General features: G+C 59.8%; 15 protein-coding genes. 13 read left to right on the top strand and 2 right to left on the bottom strand.

What is annotated here, in order from left to right; translation table 11 throughout:
- Window position 1 precedes the first annotated feature (1 nt).
- Window positions 2-940: a tyrosine recombinase XerC gene (gene xerC, locus KW848_RS00675; RefSeq protein ID WP_375154702.1), complete on the bottom strand. Its 939-nt coding sequence runs from the start codon at window positions 938-940 to the stop codon at window positions 2-4.
- Between the two features lie 391 nt (window positions 941-1,331).
- Between xerC and arnB the strand changes: the two genes are divergently transcribed.
- From arnB to KW848_RS00630, 9 genes are read left to right on the top strand one after another with little or no spacing between them, the layout of a single operon-like run.
- The gene (gene arnB, locus KW848_RS00670) at window positions 1,332-2,480 is read left to right on the top strand and encodes a UDP-4-amino-4-deoxy-L-arabinose aminotransferase (protein WP_008155322.1); all 1,149 of its coding nucleotides are present in this window, start codon (window positions 1,332-1,334) and stop codon (window positions 2,478-2,480) included.
- Window positions 2,477-3,496, top strand: a complete 1,020-nt coding sequence (arnC, locus tag KW848_RS00665) for an undecaprenyl-phosphate 4-deoxy-4-formamido-L-arabinose transferase (RefSeq protein WP_218534706.1) — start codon at window positions 2,477-2,479, stop codon at window positions 3,494-3,496. The genes arnB and arnC overlap by 4 nt, the downstream gene beginning before the upstream one ends.
- A complete protein-coding gene (gene arnA / locus KW848_RS00660; RefSeq protein WP_218534705.1) occupies window positions 3,493-5,484 on the top strand; it encodes a bifunctional UDP-4-amino-4-deoxy-L-arabinose formyltransferase/UDP-glucuronic acid oxidase ArnA in 1,992 nt (663 codons plus the stop codon). Before arnC ends, arnA begins: the two co-directional genes overlap by 4 nt.
- Entirely contained in the window at window positions 5,484-6,368 is an 885-nt protein-coding gene (gene arnD, locus KW848_RS00655) for a 4-deoxy-4-formamido-L-arabinose-phosphoundecaprenol deformylase (RefSeq protein ID WP_218534704.1), read from the top strand. Before arnA ends, arnD begins: the two co-directional genes overlap by 1 nt.
- Window positions 6,365-8,014 carry a lipid IV(A) 4-amino-4-deoxy-L-arabinosyltransferase gene (arnT, locus tag KW848_RS00650; protein WP_218534703.1) on the top strand — a complete coding sequence of 550 codons (1,650 nt, stop codon included), beginning with the start codon at window positions 6,365-6,367 and terminating at the stop codon, window positions 8,012-8,014. Before arnD ends, arnT begins: the two co-directional genes overlap by 4 nt.
- On the top strand, window positions 8,011-8,355 hold the full coding sequence (gene arnE, locus KW848_RS00645; RefSeq protein WP_218534702.1) for a 4-amino-4-deoxy-L-arabinose-phosphoundecaprenol flippase subunit ArnE: 345 nt from the start codon (window positions 8,011-8,013) through the stop codon (window positions 8,353-8,355). Before arnT ends, arnE begins: the two co-directional genes overlap by 4 nt.
- Complete coding sequence (gene arnF, locus KW848_RS00640; RefSeq protein WP_111451624.1) at window positions 8,352-8,753, top strand: 4-amino-4-deoxy-L-arabinose-phosphoundecaprenol flippase subunit ArnF; 402 nt, start codon at window positions 8,352-8,354, stop codon at window positions 8,751-8,753. The genes arnE and arnF overlap by 4 nt, the downstream gene beginning before the upstream one ends.
- Window positions 8,750-10,129, top strand: coding sequence for a UDP-glucose/GDP-mannose dehydrogenase family protein (locus KW848_RS00635; RefSeq protein WP_218534701.1), 1,380 nt, complete (start codon window positions 8,750-8,752; stop codon window positions 10,127-10,129). Before arnF ends, KW848_RS00635 begins: the two co-directional genes overlap by 4 nt.
- A gap of 5 nt (window positions 10,130-10,134) precedes the next feature.
- Window positions 10,135-11,721, top strand: a complete 1,587-nt coding sequence (locus KW848_RS00630; protein ID WP_218534700.1) for a glycosyltransferase family 39 protein — start codon at window positions 10,135-10,137, stop codon at window positions 11,719-11,721.
- 240 nt (window positions 11,722-11,961) lie between these two features.
- Here the strand turns inward: KW848_RS00630 and KW848_RS00625 are convergent, their stop codons facing one another.
- Window positions 11,962-12,927 carry a LysR family transcriptional regulator gene (locus KW848_RS00625; protein ID WP_218534699.1) on the bottom strand — a complete coding sequence of 322 codons (966 nt, stop codon included), beginning with the start codon at window positions 12,925-12,927 and terminating at the stop codon, window positions 11,962-11,964.
- A 296-nt stretch (window positions 12,928-13,223) separates the two neighbouring features.
- Between KW848_RS00625 and argH the strand changes: the two genes are divergently transcribed.
- The 4 genes from argH to KW848_RS00605 all read left to right on the top strand — a co-directional run bounded on the left by argH (window position 13,224) and on the right by KW848_RS00605 (window position 17,319).
- Window positions 13,224-14,651 carry an argininosuccinate lyase gene (gene argH, locus KW848_RS00620; RefSeq protein ID WP_218534698.1) on the top strand — a complete coding sequence of 476 codons (1,428 nt, stop codon included), beginning with the start codon at window positions 13,224-13,226 and terminating at the stop codon, window positions 14,649-14,651.
- Window positions 14,652-14,801: 150 nt separating this feature from the next.
- Window positions 14,802-15,680, top strand: coding sequence for an amino acid ABC transporter permease (locus tag KW848_RS00615; RefSeq protein WP_218534697.1), 879 nt, complete (start codon window positions 14,802-14,804; stop codon window positions 15,678-15,680).
- 10 nt (window positions 15,681-15,690) lie between these two features.
- The gene (locus KW848_RS00610) at window positions 15,691-16,455 is read left to right on the top strand and encodes an amino acid ABC transporter ATP-binding protein (RefSeq protein ID WP_007934202.1); all 765 of its coding nucleotides are present in this window, start codon (window positions 15,691-15,693) and stop codon (window positions 16,453-16,455) included.
- Between the two features lie 39 nt (window positions 16,456-16,494).
- Window positions 16,495-17,319, top strand: a complete 825-nt coding sequence (locus KW848_RS00605) for an ABC transporter substrate-binding protein (RefSeq protein WP_218534696.1) — start codon at window positions 16,495-16,497, stop codon at window positions 17,317-17,319.
- Window positions 17,320-17,356 lie beyond the last annotated feature (37 nt).

Raw genomic sequence — 17,356 nt, 5'->3', positions numbered from 1 at the left:
TTCAAAGATCGAACCGGTCCACGGCCCGACGCCGCTCGTTGTCATCGCGCACATCGTAGTTGGCGGTGGTCTGGATGTTGCTGTGATGGGCGAGTTTCTGGGCGATCGACAAGTCGTACTCCTCAATCACTCGGGTAATGAACGAACGTCGAAAATCATGCGGCATGATTTTCACCCCGACCTGCGCGCCCCGCTGTCGGGCGATGTAATAGATCGCATGTTTGGTGATGCGCTCGCGGGTGATGTGACTGCCGCGACGGATGCGATTGAACAGGAACGTATCGTCCGTTTCGCCCTCCTTCAGTAGCGAGCGCCGCAGCTCGAGCCAGTCATTGAGTTTGGCGAACGCCCAGGCCGGTGCGTACTTGATCAATTGCTTGTTGCCCTTGGCGGTCACACGAAGGCTGCGCTCGGCGAAATCGACCTGATTCAGGTCCAGGTTCACCGATTCCGATTTGCGCATGCCCGAGCCATACAAAATCCCGATAATCGCCGCATCCCTCAACCCTTGAGGCCGTGGATCGGCGGCGCAAACCGCCATCAATTCCTGGATCAGCGTACGCCTGAGGTTTCGCCCCTGGGACAATCGCGTGCCGGAAATCCCCTTGACCGAGCGCATTTTCAGCAAGTGTTCCTGACTGATCAGGCTCATGCGCCACGCTTCGTTCATCACCCCGCGCACCGCGTTGACGTACAGCGAAGAGGTGTTCGGCGCGTAGCCGTCGGTGCGCAAGGTGGCCACCAGTGCGATGACATCTTCGGGTTGCAGGTTGTGCCAGGGAATCTCCTCGACATTCATGTCTTCGAAGCCCAGCCGGTCAGCGGCGTCCTGCAGCACATAACGCATGGTCAGTTGGCTGGAAGGCGCCAGACGTGCCAGGTACAGGGTCAGCGGATTGGTCTTTGAAGGGATTGGGTCGGTAGCGGGTAAGTCAATCAAACGAAACGGCCTTAATGTGGAAACAGTTCATTAAACAACTAAGGATTGAAACATCCTTCATGTAAAGCGGGGCATTTCTGTAGGACTTTCTACTGGAAATCTCGATGAACGGCACAAGCCTGAACAGTGGCTGTATGACATACAGATAAACGATTCGCCGACCGGGTTTTCATGTTCCTTTCACAAAATCGGGAATAACCTCAATGAGTCCGGGGTGACCCTGCCTTTGGTCCCAACCTGCCGAGCATGGCAGCAAAAGTCAACTGATGTGCTTTCTCATGCATTTGAAGTAACTGACTGATGCAGCTTTTGTTTTTTCGTCTAAGCTTGCAAGGGATCCAATTTTTTTTTAGCCTCACAGGCTATTTGCTCTTCAGCCCCCGAGGTGTCCATGAGTCAGGCTTTTCTCCCCTTCTCCCGCCCCAGTATCGGCGATGAAGAAATTGCCGCCGTAGAGCAAGTATTGCGCTCCGGCTGGATCACTACCGGGCCGAAGAACCAGGAACTGGAAGAGCAATTCGCCAACTACGTGGGATGCCGTCATGCCGTGGCACTGTCCTCCGCCACCGGCGGGATGCACATCACGTTACTGGCATTGGGCATTGGTCCTGGCGACGAGGTCATTACGCCGTCCCAGACGTGGGTATCCACCGCCAACATGATCTGCCTGCTGGGCGCGACACCGGTGTTCGTCGACGTTGATCGCGACACGCTGATGAGTGACCTGGCAAGCATCGAAGCCGCGATCACGCCGCGCACCAAAGCCATCATTCCGGTGCACTACGCCGGCGCCGCGTTCGATCTCGATCCGCTTTATGCGTTGGCCGACAAACACGGCATCCCGGTCATCGAAGACGCCGCCCACGCGGCGGGCACCTTCTACAAAGGTCGGCATGTCGGCGCCAAAGGCACGGCGATCTTCTCCTTCCACGCGATCAAGAACATGACCTGCGCCGAGGGCGCCATGTTCGTCAGTGACGATGAGGCCCTGGCCAGTCGTGTACGCATGCTCAAGTTTCACGGCCTTGGCGTCGACGCCTATGACCGCATGACGCACGGCCGCAAACCCCAGGCTCAGGTCATGGAGCCGGGGTTCAAATACAACCTGGCCGACATCAACGCCGCCATCGCCCTGGTGCAGCTGGAACGCCTGGACCAGATCAACGCCAAGCGTACCGAACTGGCCGGCGCCTACCTGCAACGCCTGGAAGGCTCAAAGGTGCAGCCATTGGCGATTCCAGCGTACCCGCAACAGCACGCCTGGCACCTGTTCATCCTGCGCATCGACACCGAGCGCTGCGGGCTGGACCGTGAGGCATTCATGAAGGCCCTGCAGGCACAGAACATCGGCACCGGCATTCACTTCATCGCCACTCACCTGCACACCTACTACCGCCAACGCTTCCCCAACATCTATTTGCCCAACACCGAATGGAACTCTGCACGGCTGTGCTCGATTCCATTGTTCCCCGACATGACCCTCGATGACGTCGATCGTGTGGTCGGCGCCATTGAAAACGTTATGGACTCAAGCCTGTGAAACCTTACCCAATCCGTTGCGTGTCGATCGTCATCCCGGTCTACAACGAGCAAGACAGCCTGCCCGAGTTGCTCCGGCGTACCGAAGCGGCCTGTCAGCAATTGCACCATGACTACGAGATTGTATTGGTCGATGACGGCAGCCGCGATGACTCGGCGCAGATCCTCGAAGCCGCCGCCAGTCGCGAGAACAGCCCGGTGGTGGCGGTCATTCTCAACCGCAACTACGGCCAGCACGCGGCAATCATGGCCGGTTTCGAGCAGTGCAAGGGCGATGTGGTCATCACCCTCGACGCCGACCTGCAAAACCCTCCCGAAGAAATCCCGCGGTTGGTGGCTCAGGCCGAGCTGGGTTATGACGTGGTCGCCACCGTGCGCAACAACCGCCAGGACTCGGCGCTGCGCCGCTGGCCGTCGAAGCTGATCAACCTGGCCGTGCAGCGCTCCACCGGCGTCGCCATGACTGACTACGGCTGCATGCTCCGCGCTTACCGGCGAACTATCGTCGACGCCATGCTCGCCTGCCGTGAACGCAGCACCTTCATCCCGATCCTTGCCAACAGCTTCGCCCGGCACACCACGGAAATCCTCGTGCTCCACGCCGAGCGCGAACACGGGGAGTCCAAGTACAGCCCGATGCGCCTGGTCAATCTGATGTTCGACCTGATCACCTGCATGACCACCACGCCCCTGCGTTTGCTGAGCATCGTCGGCTTCGGCATGGCGGCCCTCGGCGTGCTGTTTGCCAGTTTGCTGATCGTGCTGCGCCTGGCCTTCGGCGCCCATTGGGCCGGCGACGGCACCTTCGTACTGTTCGCCGTGCTGTTCATCTTCACCGGTGGTCAGTTCATCGGCATGGGCCTGTTGGGCGAGTACTTGGGCCGCATGTACAGCGACGTGCGCGCCCGCCCCCGGTTCTTTATCGAAAAGGTTCTGCGTAGTCAGCCTGCTGCCCCTGTTCCCGTTGTCACCGTTGACGGCCTCACTTCCACTTCTTCAGATCAGGTTCTCTCATGAGTGCAAAAGCTATTGTCTTCGCCTATCACGATATCGGCTGTGCCGGCATTGAAACCCTGCTCAGTTCGGGCTTTGAAATTGCTGCCGTGTTTACCCACGCCGATGATCCGAAGGAGAACGCGTTCTATGGCTCGGTTGCGCAACTGTGCGCCCGCAATGGCATCCCGGTGCACGCCCCCGAAGATGCCAACCACCCGCTGTGGATCGAGCGCATCAGCAAGCTCAACCCGGATTACCTGTTCTCGTTCTACTACCGCCACCTGCTGAGCGAACCGCTGCTGGCCATCGCCAGCAAAGGCGCCTTCAACCTGCACGGTTCGTTGCTGCCGCGCTACCGTGGACGCGCGCCGGCCAACTGGGTGCTGGTCAACGGAGAAACCGAAACCGGCGTTACCTTGCATCGCATGGTCAAGCGTGCCGATGCCGGTGCCATCATTGCCCAGCAAAAGGTTGCCATCGACCGCAGCGACACCGCGTTGACCCTGCACGGTAAGTTGCGCGTGGCCGCCACCGACTTGCTGCGTGACACCTTGCCAGAGTTGCTCGCCGGCAAAATCAGCGAAACGGCGCAGGACGAATCCAAAGCCACTGTGTTTGGTCGTCGCACGCCAGCCGACGGCAAACTGGTCTGGAAGCGTCCCGCCGAAGAGCTGTTCAACCTGGTCCGTGCGGTCACCCAGCCGTATCCAGGCGCGTTCTGCGCCGTGGGCGAGCACAAGCTGATTGTCTGGAGCGCAGAAGTCGCCCAAGGCAATGAAGGTCAAGCGCCTGGTCGCGTCATCAGCGTCAACCCGCTGCGAATCGCCTGCGGCGAAGATTCCCTGGTGATTACCGCCGGCCAGCGCAACGACAATGGCCTGTACCTGAGCGGCCCGCAACTGGCCAACGAGTTGGGTCTGGTGGACGGTTCGGTGCTGCGTGGCGCCGAGTCCGGTCGCGCCCCGCGTCGCACGCGCGTGCTGATCCTCGGCGTCAACGGCTTCATCGGCAATCACCTGTCCGAGCGCCTGCTGCGTGACGATAGATACGAAGTCTATGGCCTGGACATCGGCTCGGACGCCATCGAGCGTCTGCGCAGTCACCCGAACTTCCATTTCGTCGAAGGCGACATCAGCATCCACTCCGAGTGGATCGAATACCACATCAAGAAGTGCGACGTGGTCCTGCCACTGGTGGCGATCGCCACGCCGATCGAATACACCCGCAACCCGCTGCGGGTGTTCGAGCTGGACTTTGAAGAGAACCTGAAACTGGTTCGCTACTGCGTCAAGTACAACAAACGCGTGATCTTCCCGTCGACCTCCGAAGTCTATGGCATGTGCCAGGATCAGAACTTCGACGAAGACACCTCCAACCTGATCGTCGGTCCGATCAACAAGCAGCGCTGGATCTACTCGATCTCCAAGCAACTGCTCGACCGCGTGATCTGGGCCTACGGCCAGAAAGGCCTGAACTTCACCTTGTTCCGTCCCTTCAACTGGATGGGCCCACGCCTCGACCGCCTGGACTCGGCGCGTATCGGCAGTTCCCGGGCGATCACCCAGCTGATCCTCAACCTGGTGGAAGGCACGCCGATTCGCCTGTTCGATGGCGGTGAGCAAAAACGCTGCTTCACCGACATTGCCGACGGCGTAGAAGCCCTGGCGCGGATCATCGACAACGACAACGACGCCTGCAACGGCCAGATCATCAACATCGGCAACCCGGACAACGAAGCCAGCATCCGCCAGTTGGGCGAAGAGCTGCTGCGTCAGTTCGAAGCCCACCCGTTGCGCGACAACTTCCCGCCGTTCGCCGGGTTCCGCGATGTCGAAAGCAAAGCGTTCTACGGCACCGGGTATCAGGACGTGTCGCACCGCAAACCGAGCATCGCCAACGCCGAGCGCCTGCTGGACTGGACGCCGACCGTGGAAATGAGTGAAACCATCGGCAACACGCTGGACTTCTTCTTGCGTGAAGCCATGCTCGAAATCGCGGACAAGCGTTAATGCAGGCAGGTCTTCGAATCGATGTCGACACGTACCGAGGCACCCGTGAGGGGGTGCCGCGGCTCCTGGAAATCCTCGATGAAGCGCAGGTCAAGGCAACGTTTTTTTTCAGCGTCGGGCCGGACAACATGGGGCGCCACTTATGGCGCCTGATCCGTCCGCAATTTCTCTGGAAAATGCTCCGTTCCAACGCGGCAGGCCTGTACGGCTGGGACATCTTGCTGGCCGGCACCGCGTGGCCCGGCAAACCGATCGGTCGTGATCTTGGGCATTTGATGCGTCAAACCGTGGCCGCCGGGCATGAAGTCGGCCTGCACGCCTGGGATCATCACGGCTGGCAGGCCAATGCCGGACGCTGGAGCGACAAGCAGCTGATCGAGCAACTTCGTCGGGGCGTGGACACGCTCTGCGATATCCTCGGGCAAAACGTCGAGTGCTCGGCATCCGCCGGGTGGCGGGCGGACGAGCGCGTGATCGAGGCCAAGCAAGCGTTCAGCTTTCGCTACAACAGCGATTGCCGGGGCCAGAGCCTGTTCCAGCCGAGATTGGCCGATGGTGGTTTGGGTGCGCCACAGATTCCGGTGGACCTGCCGACGTTCGATGAGGTAGTCGGCCCCCACGTGGCGGCCAAGGACTTCAACGCCTTCATTCTTGATCGCTTCAACCCCGAAAAACTCAACGTCTATACGATCCATGCCGAAGTAGAAGGGATTCTGATGGCCAACGATTTCCGCAAACTGCTCGCCGATGCGCGCCAGCGAGACATCCATTTTCAACCCTTGGGCGATCTGCTGCCCGAAAACCCCGACACCTTGCCGGTCGGCCGAGTGCTGCGCGGCACCCTGGAAGGTCGCGAAGGCTGGTTGGGAGTACAAGGCGTATGAGCAAGCGCTGGGCATTGCCGTTGTTGCTGGGCATCTTCTTGCTGGCGTATCTGCTGCCGCTGGGCAGCCACGGCTTATGGATTCCCGACGAAACCCGCTACGCCCAGATCAGCCAGGACATGCTCCTGAGCGGTAACTGGGTGTCGCCGCATTTCATGAGTTTGCGTTATTTCGAAAAACCCGCGGCCGGCTACTGGATGATCGCCGCCAGCCAGGCACTGTTTGGCCAGAACCTGTTCGGCGTGCGGTTTGCCTCCGCCCTGAGCACCGGGCTGAGTGTGTTGCTGTGTTACCTCATCGCTCGCCGGATGTGGAACGATCCACGCAAGAGTTTTGCCTGTGCGCTGCTGTACATGAGTCTCACCGTCATCGCCGGCGCGGCGGGCTACGCCAATCTCGATCCGCAATTCACGTTCTGGGTCAATTTGAGCCTGGTCGCTTTGTGGTTTGCGCTGGACAGCGTCGACCGCACCCAACGCCTGATCAGTTGGGCCGGGTTAGGCCTGGCCTGCGGCATGGGGTTCATGACCAAGGGTTTCCTCGCCTGGTTGTTGCCGGTGTTGATCGCCCTGCCCTGGATGCTCTGGCAAAAACGCTGGCGTGAGCTGCTGATCTACGGGCCGTTGGCGATTGTCGTGGCCATCGCCGTCAGCTTGCCGTGGGCCTTGGCGGTGCATGGCCAGGAGTCCGATTACTGGCGGTTCTTCTTCTGGCACGAACACATCCGCCGCTTCGCCGGGGACGATGCCCAGCATGACGCCCCGTGGTACTACTACTTGCCGTTGCTGGTGGTGTTCAGTCTGCCGTGGGTGGCGTTGTTGCCAGCGGCGTTGCGGCAGGCGTGGCAAACACGACGTCAGTCGAATATCGCTTTCCTGTTGTTGTGGCTGTTGATGCCGCTGCTGTTTTTCAGCCTCAGCAAAGGCAAATTGCCGAGCTACATCCTGCCGTGCCTGTTGCCACTGGCATTGCTGCTGGGCCACGCACTGGTGGACCGCTTGAAGCTTGCGCAAGGCCTGATACTGGGCATCAATGGTTTGCTGAACCTGATACTGGGCGTGGCGATCCTGGTGGCCCTGGTCTACCTGCAACTGAAAAAGCCGCTCTACAACCATGAACTGCACAACCTGGTGCTGGTGTTCATCGGCCTGACCGGCTGGATCATGGCCAACCTGCTGCAAGCCTTCAGACCCTTGCAATGCTGGGCGGCGCCGGCCTTCGGCAGTCTGCTGCTGATCGCCTTGTTGCCGGCCGGGCTGCCCGAATCGGTGGTCGCCAACAAGATGCCCGACCAGTTCATCCTCGAACACACCCAGGAACTCGGCCAGACCGACCAGTTGCTGAGCAACGACCTCGGCGCCGCCGGGGCCCTGGCCTGGCGCCTGAAGCGCCCGGACGTGGCGTTGTACAACACAATAGGCGAATTGAAATATGGCCTCGCCTATCCTGACGGCGCACAGCAGCGAGTCGACCCGAACCAGGTTCAAGCATGGATGCGCGATGCCCGCCAGAGCGGTTCGGTCGGCGTGGTGATGCGCATCAAGGGTGACGACGAACTGCGCGAAATCGAACGGCTGCCCAAGGATGGCAAGCGCTATGAACAAGGCAACATTGTGATTCTGATTTTCCCTCAGGAGGCGTCATGAGCCTGGTACTGCTCTTGACCGCCTGCCTGCTGACCTGCCTGGGCCAGATCGCCCAGAAATACGCTGTTGAAAGCTGGCGCGACAAGGCCTCGGGCTGGAGCGAGAAACTGCGTTCGCCGTGGCTGTGGCTGGCGCTCGCCGCGCTGGGTTTGGGCTTGCTGGTGTGGCTGCTGGTGTTGCAGCGCCTTGAAGTCGGCATCGCCTACCCGATGCTGAGCCTCAACTTCGTACTGATCACCCTGGTCGCCCGCTTCGTTTTCCACGAAACCATCGACCGTCGCCACTGGTTGGGTGTGGCGCTGGTGATCGGTGGCGTGGTGCTGCTGGGGCAACACACATGAACCTGCGTCGCGGAATTACCTTCGCACTGGGCAGCGTACTGTTGGTCAGTGCCGCGCAATTGGGCATGCGCTGGAGCATGAGCCGCCTGCCATCGCCCGAGCACTGGCTCACCACCAGCATCGATCTGAGCGCTGTCGCCGTGGTGCTGGTCGCCATTTTCGCTTACGCCCTGTCGATGCTCAGCTGGCTTGCCGCCCTGCGGGATTTACCGCTGGGCCGGGCTTATTCACTGCTGAGCATCAGCTACGCGCTGGTGTACCTGCTGGCCGCCAGCCTGCCGCTGTTCAACGAAACATTCAGTCTTTCAAAAACCATCGGGGTGGCCTTGGTCATCCTCGGTGTCATTACCATTAACTCTCGGCCTGCTCGCACGCGCGAACTCAGGAGTGCCCCATGAAAATCAGTGTATTTGGTAGCGGTTACGTTGGTCTGGTGCAAGCCGCCGTCCTGGCAGAAGTTGGCCACGACGTGGTCTGCATGGACATTGACGAGAAAAAAATCGAGCTGTTGCAGCAAGGCCACGTGAGCATTTTCGAACCGGGGCTGGCCAGCCTGGTGCGTGAAAGCCTGGAAGCCAAACGTCTACAGTTCACCAGCGACGAAAAATTCGCGGTGCAGCATGGTCAGGTATTGTTTATCGCGGTCGGCACACCGTCCCGGGACGATGGTTCGGCGGATCTGAGTTATGTGCTGTCGGTGGGAGAAGCCGTGGCGCGTCATCGTGAACAACCGGTGATTCTGGTGGAGAAATCCACGGTGCCGGTGGGCACGGGTGACACCTTGCGCGCGCACATCGACAAGTGCCTGGTCAAGGTCGGCCGCTTGCTGCAGTTCGATATCGTCTCCAACCCGGAATTTTTGAAAGAAGGCTCGGCCGTCGCCGATTGCCGGCGCCCGGACCGGATCATCATCGGTTGCGAACGCGATGAAGTGCGTGACGTGATGCGTGACCTCTACGCGCCCTTCAACCGCAACCATGACCGGGTCATGTTCATGGACCTGCGCAGCGCCGAGCTGACCAAGTACGCCGCCAACTGCATGCTGGCGACCAAGATCAGCTTCATCAACCAGATCGCCGAACTGGCCGAACACCTGGGCGCCGACATCGAATCGGTGCGCCTGGGCATCGGCGCCGATTCGCGCATTGGCTACCATTTCATCTACCCCGGCTGCGGTTATGGCGGCTCGTGCTTTCCCAAGGACATGCGCGCGCTGATCCACAGCGCTGAAGAGGCGCATTGCTCCAACGATTTGCTGAAAGCGGTAGAAGCAATCAACGAGCGTCAGAAGCACAAGCTGTTTGAGCGCATCAACGCGTTCTACAAGGGCGATTTGCGCGGCAAGACCTTTGCCGTGTGGGGACTGGCGTTCAAACCGAACACCGACGACATGCGCGATGCACCGAGTCGGGTGCTGCTCGAATCACTGTGGGCCGCCGGAGCCAGCGTCCGCGCGTTCGACCCGGAAGCCATGCAGGAAACCCAGCAACTGTATCCCGATGAACCCAAGTTGATGCTCATGGGCACACCGGAATCGGTATTGTCCGGCGCTGATGCGTTGATCATCTGCACCGAATGGCAGCAGTTCAAGGCCCCGGATTTCAACCTGATCCAACAGCGGCTCAACGCACCGATAATCTTCGACGGACGCAACCTCTACGACGCCGATCGCCTGGCTCGCGCCGGCTTCAAGTACTTCCCGATGGGCCGTGGTGAATCGCGCAATCTGCCGATTCCGCATCAGCAGTGGCCTGCTGCGTCGGTCACCGCTTGATTGCGATGTCACCTGGTATCCGCCGACAGTCGCTAGGCCTGGGACTGTTGGCGCTGCTGCTGTTCAGCGCCGGGGTGTATCAGCAGGCGGTGATCGGCTTCGATTCGCGCTTCGTGTTGTTCGCTCAGGAAATGCTGCGCCACGGGCCGTCCGTTTTTCCGACCACCTATGGCCAGCCGTATGCGGACTATTCGGCGCTTGCGACACTGTTCACCTGGCTGCTATCGCTGCCGTTCGGTCAGGTCAACAGCCTGAGTGCCTGGTTGCCGAGCGCCATTGCCGGGGCGGTGATCGTCACGTTGATGTACCGGTTGCTGGCGCCCTACTCCCAGCGTTGGGCGTTGCTGAGCATCGCCTTGATGCTGCTGACCAACACGTTTGTCACCGAAGCCCGTGCCGTGTCCCTGGATTTGATGCTCGCGGCGGTGGCGTTTTCGGTGTTCTACCTGGGCTATGCCGCCGATCATTTCGCAGCAAAGCGCCGGTGGTGGCTGATCTTTGCCTTGTTGCTGCTGGGTTTCGGGGTTCGCGGGCCGATCGGGCTGGTGATTCCCACGGGCATGCTGTGCAGCTATTTCTTGCTCAATCGACAATGGCAGCATTTTTTTGGTTTTGGCCTGATGGCGTCGGTGCTGCTGGGCTTGTGCATTGGCGTGCTGCTGTGGCTGGCGGAAACCGTCGGCGGCCCGGAGTTCATGCACGACGTGGTGCGCATGCAGTTCATGGGGCGCATGGACGGTAGCGAAGGCGTCAGCGGTTCGCTGTATTACTTCACCAGCTCGGTGGGCAACTATGCGCTCGCGTACCCGTTGGCATTGCTGGTACTGGCCGCCGTCTGGCTGACAACTCCACGGCAGGCCGGTCCTGCATTGCGCCTGTTGCAGTACTGCACGGCAGCCGGCCTGATCGTGATGGTCGGGCTCTCGATCCCCCAGGCCAAAAAGGCACGCTATCTGCTGCCGATGTTGCCCATGGCAGCGATCATTGCGGCGTATCCGTTTCAGGTGGCGCAAGGTCGGGTATTCGCCTGGTTGCGGGGGTTGATGCAAGGGGTGTGGTTATTGATTCCCGCCCTGCTGGCCGTTGGATTGATGGTCGCTCACCGACGTTTTTCCGAGCAATTGCCGCCACTGCCTGCAATTCTGATCATCCTCGGCGTGCTGCAAGTCATTGCGCTGGCGGTGCTTTTGCGCCCCGGCTGGCGGGCTCAGACACTGGCCTCGTGTGCGGTCCTGGCGCTGTGGTCGGTCTACATACTGGTATTCGAACCGGTCGAACGCCGACTCTACGACACCCGGACTTTCAGCCGCGCGGCCTTCGCACTGTTCCAGAAAGACCCGGCGCCCCTGGTGCTGCACGCCATGGGTAAAGACGCCAAGGCGATCAAGTTCATGGTCAACATCGAACAGGACTTACAGCCGGTTTTCACCGAATCGACCCAAGAACTGGAAAACCTTCAGCGGCCAGCGTGGTTGATGATGGATGAAAACGACTACCGCGCCCTGCAGGGCACGCCGTTGGGAGCGTTGCCGCCCGTGTTGAGCGGCAGTTTCGACAAAAACGATTACATCCTGCTGCATGTGAAACCGTAGTCCGGGGGATTGGATTGGGTACATATCCGTTTCCTCGGTAACGGATATACACCCAATCAAAGCAACCACTATGTAGGTCCACCTGAAACCCCGAGCATTACGGTGTACACCAAGCTTTATGTAGCACCTGGCGAAGCCTGCATTCGAACGCGCAGCAGTCGTAAGTTTTTCAGCGCAACAAGTTGCTGCAAGTCGCGATTAATCCGATCGATTCAGACCACGTTTCGCGTGTTGTCGACATCACACCGGCGCCTTCAAATCAACCCCCAACGCCTGGGCAAACGCCTTGACCAGCGGACTGCGCACGGTGTTGTGGCGAAGGATCAGATTGAACGGCGTGACGATGTGGATGAGGTCCGGACGCACCGCCCGAAACTGCCCCTGAGCGACCATCGATGCGGCGTAATGCTGTGGCAGAAAACCCACGAAACGCCCGGTCTTGATCAACAATGCCACCGCTTCGACCTGGCTGGCTGAGGCAGAAAAGCTGTCGTAGTGGGCAAAATTCAGTTTGTCGCGATGAATCGCGTAGCGGTGGTTGATGCACTCGTAATCCTTGAGTACATGACTGCCGATTTCTGCCTCCGGCACCGTGAATAACGGATGACCGACCGCACAATAAACTTCGGAGCGCTCTTCATAAAGCGTGTAGTAATCAAACTCTTCGCGTTTCTGATAAACCGGCACGATCCCCGCCACTAACCGCCCCTCTACCACGCCTCTTTCCACTTCATCCAACTGAGAGGCTTGAAGTTGGAATCTTACTTTCGGCGATGTCTCATTAATTATTCTAAGCGCAGCAACTAACGGCGAATTAACATCGGAAATCGTATTATCAATAACCCCCACACCAAGGTCACCGATCAGTTCGTTTTGCGCTGAACTAAGGCGATCACGAAAGTTGTCGACCGAGGCAAATAAATCAATGGATGCCTGATACACCAGACGACCCTCTTCGGTCAGGTGAAAACCCTCGCGACCGCGGGTGCACAGGCGCATGCCGATGCGGATCTCCAGGTCGGAGATCTGTTTGCTGATGGCTGCCAGTCCCACATTCAGCTCGTTCTGGGCGGCACTGAAGCCGCCGGCCTCGACCACGGCCTTGAATACTTTGAGCAGTTTGAAGTCCAGACCGCTGAGGGTCAGCGGTGCCCGATGACCCGTTTTCAGCGGCGGGTTTCCGGAATTGGAAAGTGGGGTTTCCATAATGCCTATTTACCTCTGGCGCCCTATTCAACAACCTGTGTCCAACAACAAAAACAGTGCTGGTAAATAATAATGACCACAGAAAACCAGGCTTGGCAACCGCTAATAAATCCCGCACATCAGTGCCAACTCACTGATTTCGAACTATTAAAAGCTGACACTTCGATCAGCTCTCGCAACGATGCAACTGCCCTCTTGAAAACTGCTTAAGCCGAACCACGCCCGAATCATTTCCGGCAGATGTTCCTGGCTCTGCACATCGATTTCAGTTCGCTTTACCGACGAGGAAAACAACAATGTCTCAAACCACCGACCGTCTCTGGGGTGCCCGCTTCAAAAGCGGCCCGTCCGAAGCCCTGGCGGCCTTGTCCCGTTGCCCCGAGCGCTACTTTCGCCTCACCCCGTATGACCTCGCCGGTTCCAAGGCGCATGCCCGTGAATTGCAGCGCGCCGGGCTGCTGAGCGAACAAGAAACCCTGACCATGCTCGACGCTCTGGGGCGCATCGGTGATGACTTCCGCGCCGGCAGCATCGCGCCGACCCTGGACGACGAAGACGTCCACACCTTCATCGAACGCCTGCTGACCGAACGTCTCGGCGCCCTCGGCGGCAAGCTGCGCGCCGGCCGTTCACGCAACGACCAGACCGCCAACGACCTGCGCCTGTTCCTGCGTGATCACGTCCGCACCCTGGCTGTTGAAGTCCTGGCCCTGCAACAAGCACTGGTGGATCAGGCCGAGCAGCACATCGAAAGTATCTGCCCGGGCTTCACTCACCTGCAGCAAGCCCAGCCGATCGTTTTCGCTCACCACTTGCTGGCCCACGCCCAATCCATGTTGCGTGACGTGCAACGCCTGGTGGATTGGGACGTGCGCACTTCGCTGTCGCCACTCGGCGCGGCGGCCATGGCCGGTTCCGCCATCGCGCGCTTGCCGCAGCAGTCGGCCAAGGAAATGGGTTACAGCGGCGTGTGTGAAAACTCCATCGACGCTGTGGCCAGCCGCGATCACGTCGCCGAGTTCCTGTTTATCGCCAGCATGCTCGGGATCAACATTTCCCGGCTCGCCGAAGAGTTCTGCCTGTGGTCGTCGCGGCAATTTCGCTGGGTCGCGCTGGACGATGCCTACGCCACCGGCAGCTCGATCATGCCGCAGAAGAAAAACCCGGACATCGCTGAACTGGCCCGGGGCAAGGCGGGTCGGCTGATCGGCAACCTCACCGGCCTGCTTTCCACGCTGAAATCCCTGCCGCTGTCGTACAACCGCGACTTGAGCGAAGACAAAAACGGCGTGCTCGACAGTGTCGACACCCTGTTGCTGGTGCTGCCAGCCATGGCCGGGATGGTCGCGACCATGAAGGTCAACGTCGAAGAGCTGCGTCGTCAGGCGCCACTGGGTTTCACCCTCGCCACCGAAGTCGCCGACTGGCTGGCCATGCGCGGCGTGCCGTTCAAGGAAGCCCACGAAATCACCGGTGCGCTGGTCCAGGCCTGCGAGAAACATGACATCGAACTGTGGGAAGCCTCGCCGGCGCTGTTGGCCGAGATTGACCCGCGCCTGACGGCGGAAGTGCGTGAGAGCCTGACCCTCGAAGCCGCCATCGCCGCCCGCAGTGGCTGGGGCGGCACCGCGCCGCAACAGGTGCGCGAGCAAATCGGGCGGTTGAAAACGGCCCTGGCTACGCAGCACGAATGGACCGAGAACTATCAAGGTTTCCGGCTCTGAAGCAGCACACAAAACCTGTGGGAGCGGGCTTGCTCGCGAAGGGGCCGTGTCAGTCGCCATTTATGTTGAATGACACACCGCATTCGCGAGCAAGCCCGCTCCCACAGGGATTGTGGTTGGCCTGAATTACCAAGTGTACGGAGAAACAACATGAGCCAGACTCAGGCAGAACGACTCCAGGCGGAGCGCAAACTGGCGGAAAACCAGTTCGATATCACCCAGTACCACCATGTGCCACGGCGTTACTACGGGCGGATTTTCTTCGCCACCGTGATTGTCATTGCGATTCTCGGACTGGTGCGAGCCTTCGCCGAAGGCAAGATCGAGTGGTCTTATATCGGCCAGTTCCTCACTTCCCAAGCGATCATGTGGGGCTTGCTCAACACCATCGTCATGGCGGTGCTGGCCATGGCGCTGGGCATCGTTTTTGGGGTGATCACCGCGATCATGCGCATGTCGGCCAACCCGATCCTGCGCTACGTGGCGGTGACCTACACCTGGCTGTTCCGCGGTACGCCGCTGATCCTGCAACTGCTGTTGTGGTTCAACCTGGCGCTGATCTTCCCCACCATCGGCATCCCCGGCCTGTTCGAAATGGACACCGTGAGCCTGATGACCCCGTTCGCGGCCGCCCTTCTCGGCTTGAGCATCAACCAGGGCGCCTACACCGCCGAAGTGGTGCGGGCCGGCCTGCTGTCGGTGGACACCGGTCAGTACGAAGCCGCCAAGTCGATCGGCATGCCGCGCCTGCAAGCGCTGCGCCGGATCATCCTGCCGCAAGCCATGCGGGTGATCATTCCGCCGGTCGGTAACGAGTTCATCGGCATGGTGAAGATGACCTCCCTGGCGAGCGTCATCCAGTACTCGGAACTGCTCTACAACGCCCAGAACATCTACTACGCCAACGCCCGGGTCATGGAGTTGCTGATCGTCGCCGGTATCTGGTACCTGGCCACGGTCACCGTCCTGTCCTTCGGTCAAAGCCGTCTGGAGCGTCGTTTCGCTCGCGGCGCCGGCAAGCGTTCTTGAGGAGCCCCACATGAGAAGCATCGTCAAGGCCGTGAGCCTGAACAAGTACTACGACCATTTCCACGCGCTCAAGGACATCAACATCGAAGTCGAGCAAGGCGAAGTGCTGTGCATCATCGGCCCGTCCGGCTCCGGCAAAAGCACCCTGCTGCGCTGCGTGAATCAGCTGGAAAAAATCGACAAGGGCGGTCTTTGGGTCGACGGCGAACTGGTGGGTTACCGGATCGTCGGCAACAAGCTGCACGAACTCAACGAGTCGCAGATTGCCCGTCAACGCCTGGCCACCGGCATGGTGTTCCAGCGCTTCAACCTGTTCCCGCACATGACCGTGCTGCAAAACATCATCGAAGGGCCGTGCCAGGTGCTCAAGCGTTCACCCAAAGAAGCGCACGAAGAAGCCTTGGAATTGCTCGCTCGCGTCGGCCTGGCCGACAAGCGCAACAGCTACCCGATCGAACTCTCGGGGGGGCAGCAACAACGTGTCGCCATTGCCCGTGCACTGGCCATGCGGCCCAAGCTGATGCTGTTCGATGAACCCACTTCGGCACTCGACCCGGAACTGGTCGGTGAGGTGCTGTCGGTGATGCGCGATCTGGCGCAAACCGGCATGACCATGATCGTCGTCACCCATGAACTGGGCTTCGCTCGCGAAGTTTCCAACCGCATGGTGTTCATGGACGGCGGGCAGATCGTGGAGGCTGGAAGCCCCGAAGAAATACTAATAAGTCCGCAAAACCCGCGCACCCAAAGCTTCATTTCTGCCGTTCGAACCTAAGCGCCCTTTGGCGCTCACAACACTCATAAGAGAACGACCATGAAGAACATAGTTATTCCAGCAGTACTCGCAGGCGTTATGGCCTCCGGCTTCACCTGGGCCGCCGAGCTACCGGCCAGCATCAAAGCAAAAGGCGAGGTCGTGGTAGCGATCATGCCGAACTACCCGCCGATGGACTTCAAGGACCCGGCCACCAACACCCTCACGGGTCTCGACTACGACCTGGGCAATGCCCTGGCCGAACGTCTAGGCGTGAAGATCAAATGGCAGGAAACCGGCTTCGAGCAAATGATCAATGCGCTGACCACCGACCGCGTGGACATGGTGATGTCGGGCATGACCGACACCGCCGAACGTCAGGCCAGCGTGACCTTCGTCGACTACTTCACCAGTGGCCCGCAGTTCTACACCTTGCAGAAGAACAAGGATTTCAACGAGATCATTGATTTGTGTGGCAAGAAAGTCGGCACCAGCCGCCGCACCACCTTCCCGGCGGAAATCGCCGAGTGGAGCAAGGCCAATTGCGAAGCCGCCGGCAAGCCTGCGATCAACGTGATCGGCACCGAAGGCTCGGCCGATGCCCGCGCGCAATTGCGTCAGAGCCGTATCGACGCCGCCATGCAGGGCAGCGAGACCTTGCCCTACCTGAAGACTCAGGAAAAGGACATGTACAAAACCGTGGGCCTGCCGATCTCCAAGCAGTTCACCGGGCTGGGCGTGAGCAAGAAAAAGCCTGAGCTGAGTGAGGCGGTGAAAGTGGCGATGCAGAGCATGGTCGATGACGGCACTTACCAGACGATCCTGAAGAAATGGGACCTGGAGTTGGGTGCGATCAAGACTGTGACCATTAACGCCGGGAAATAATTAAGCAGGCGACCCGGACCAAATGTGGGAGCGGGCT

This window comes from Pseudomonas sp. PDM25 (assembly GCF_019219045.1).
In the GTDB taxonomy this organism is placed as follows: domain Bacteria; phylum Pseudomonadota; class Gammaproteobacteria; order Pseudomonadales; family Pseudomonadaceae; genus Aquipseudomonas.
The sequence above is the reverse complement of the archived record's forward strand: the minus strand, read 5'-3'. Positions and strand labels throughout refer to the sequence as shown.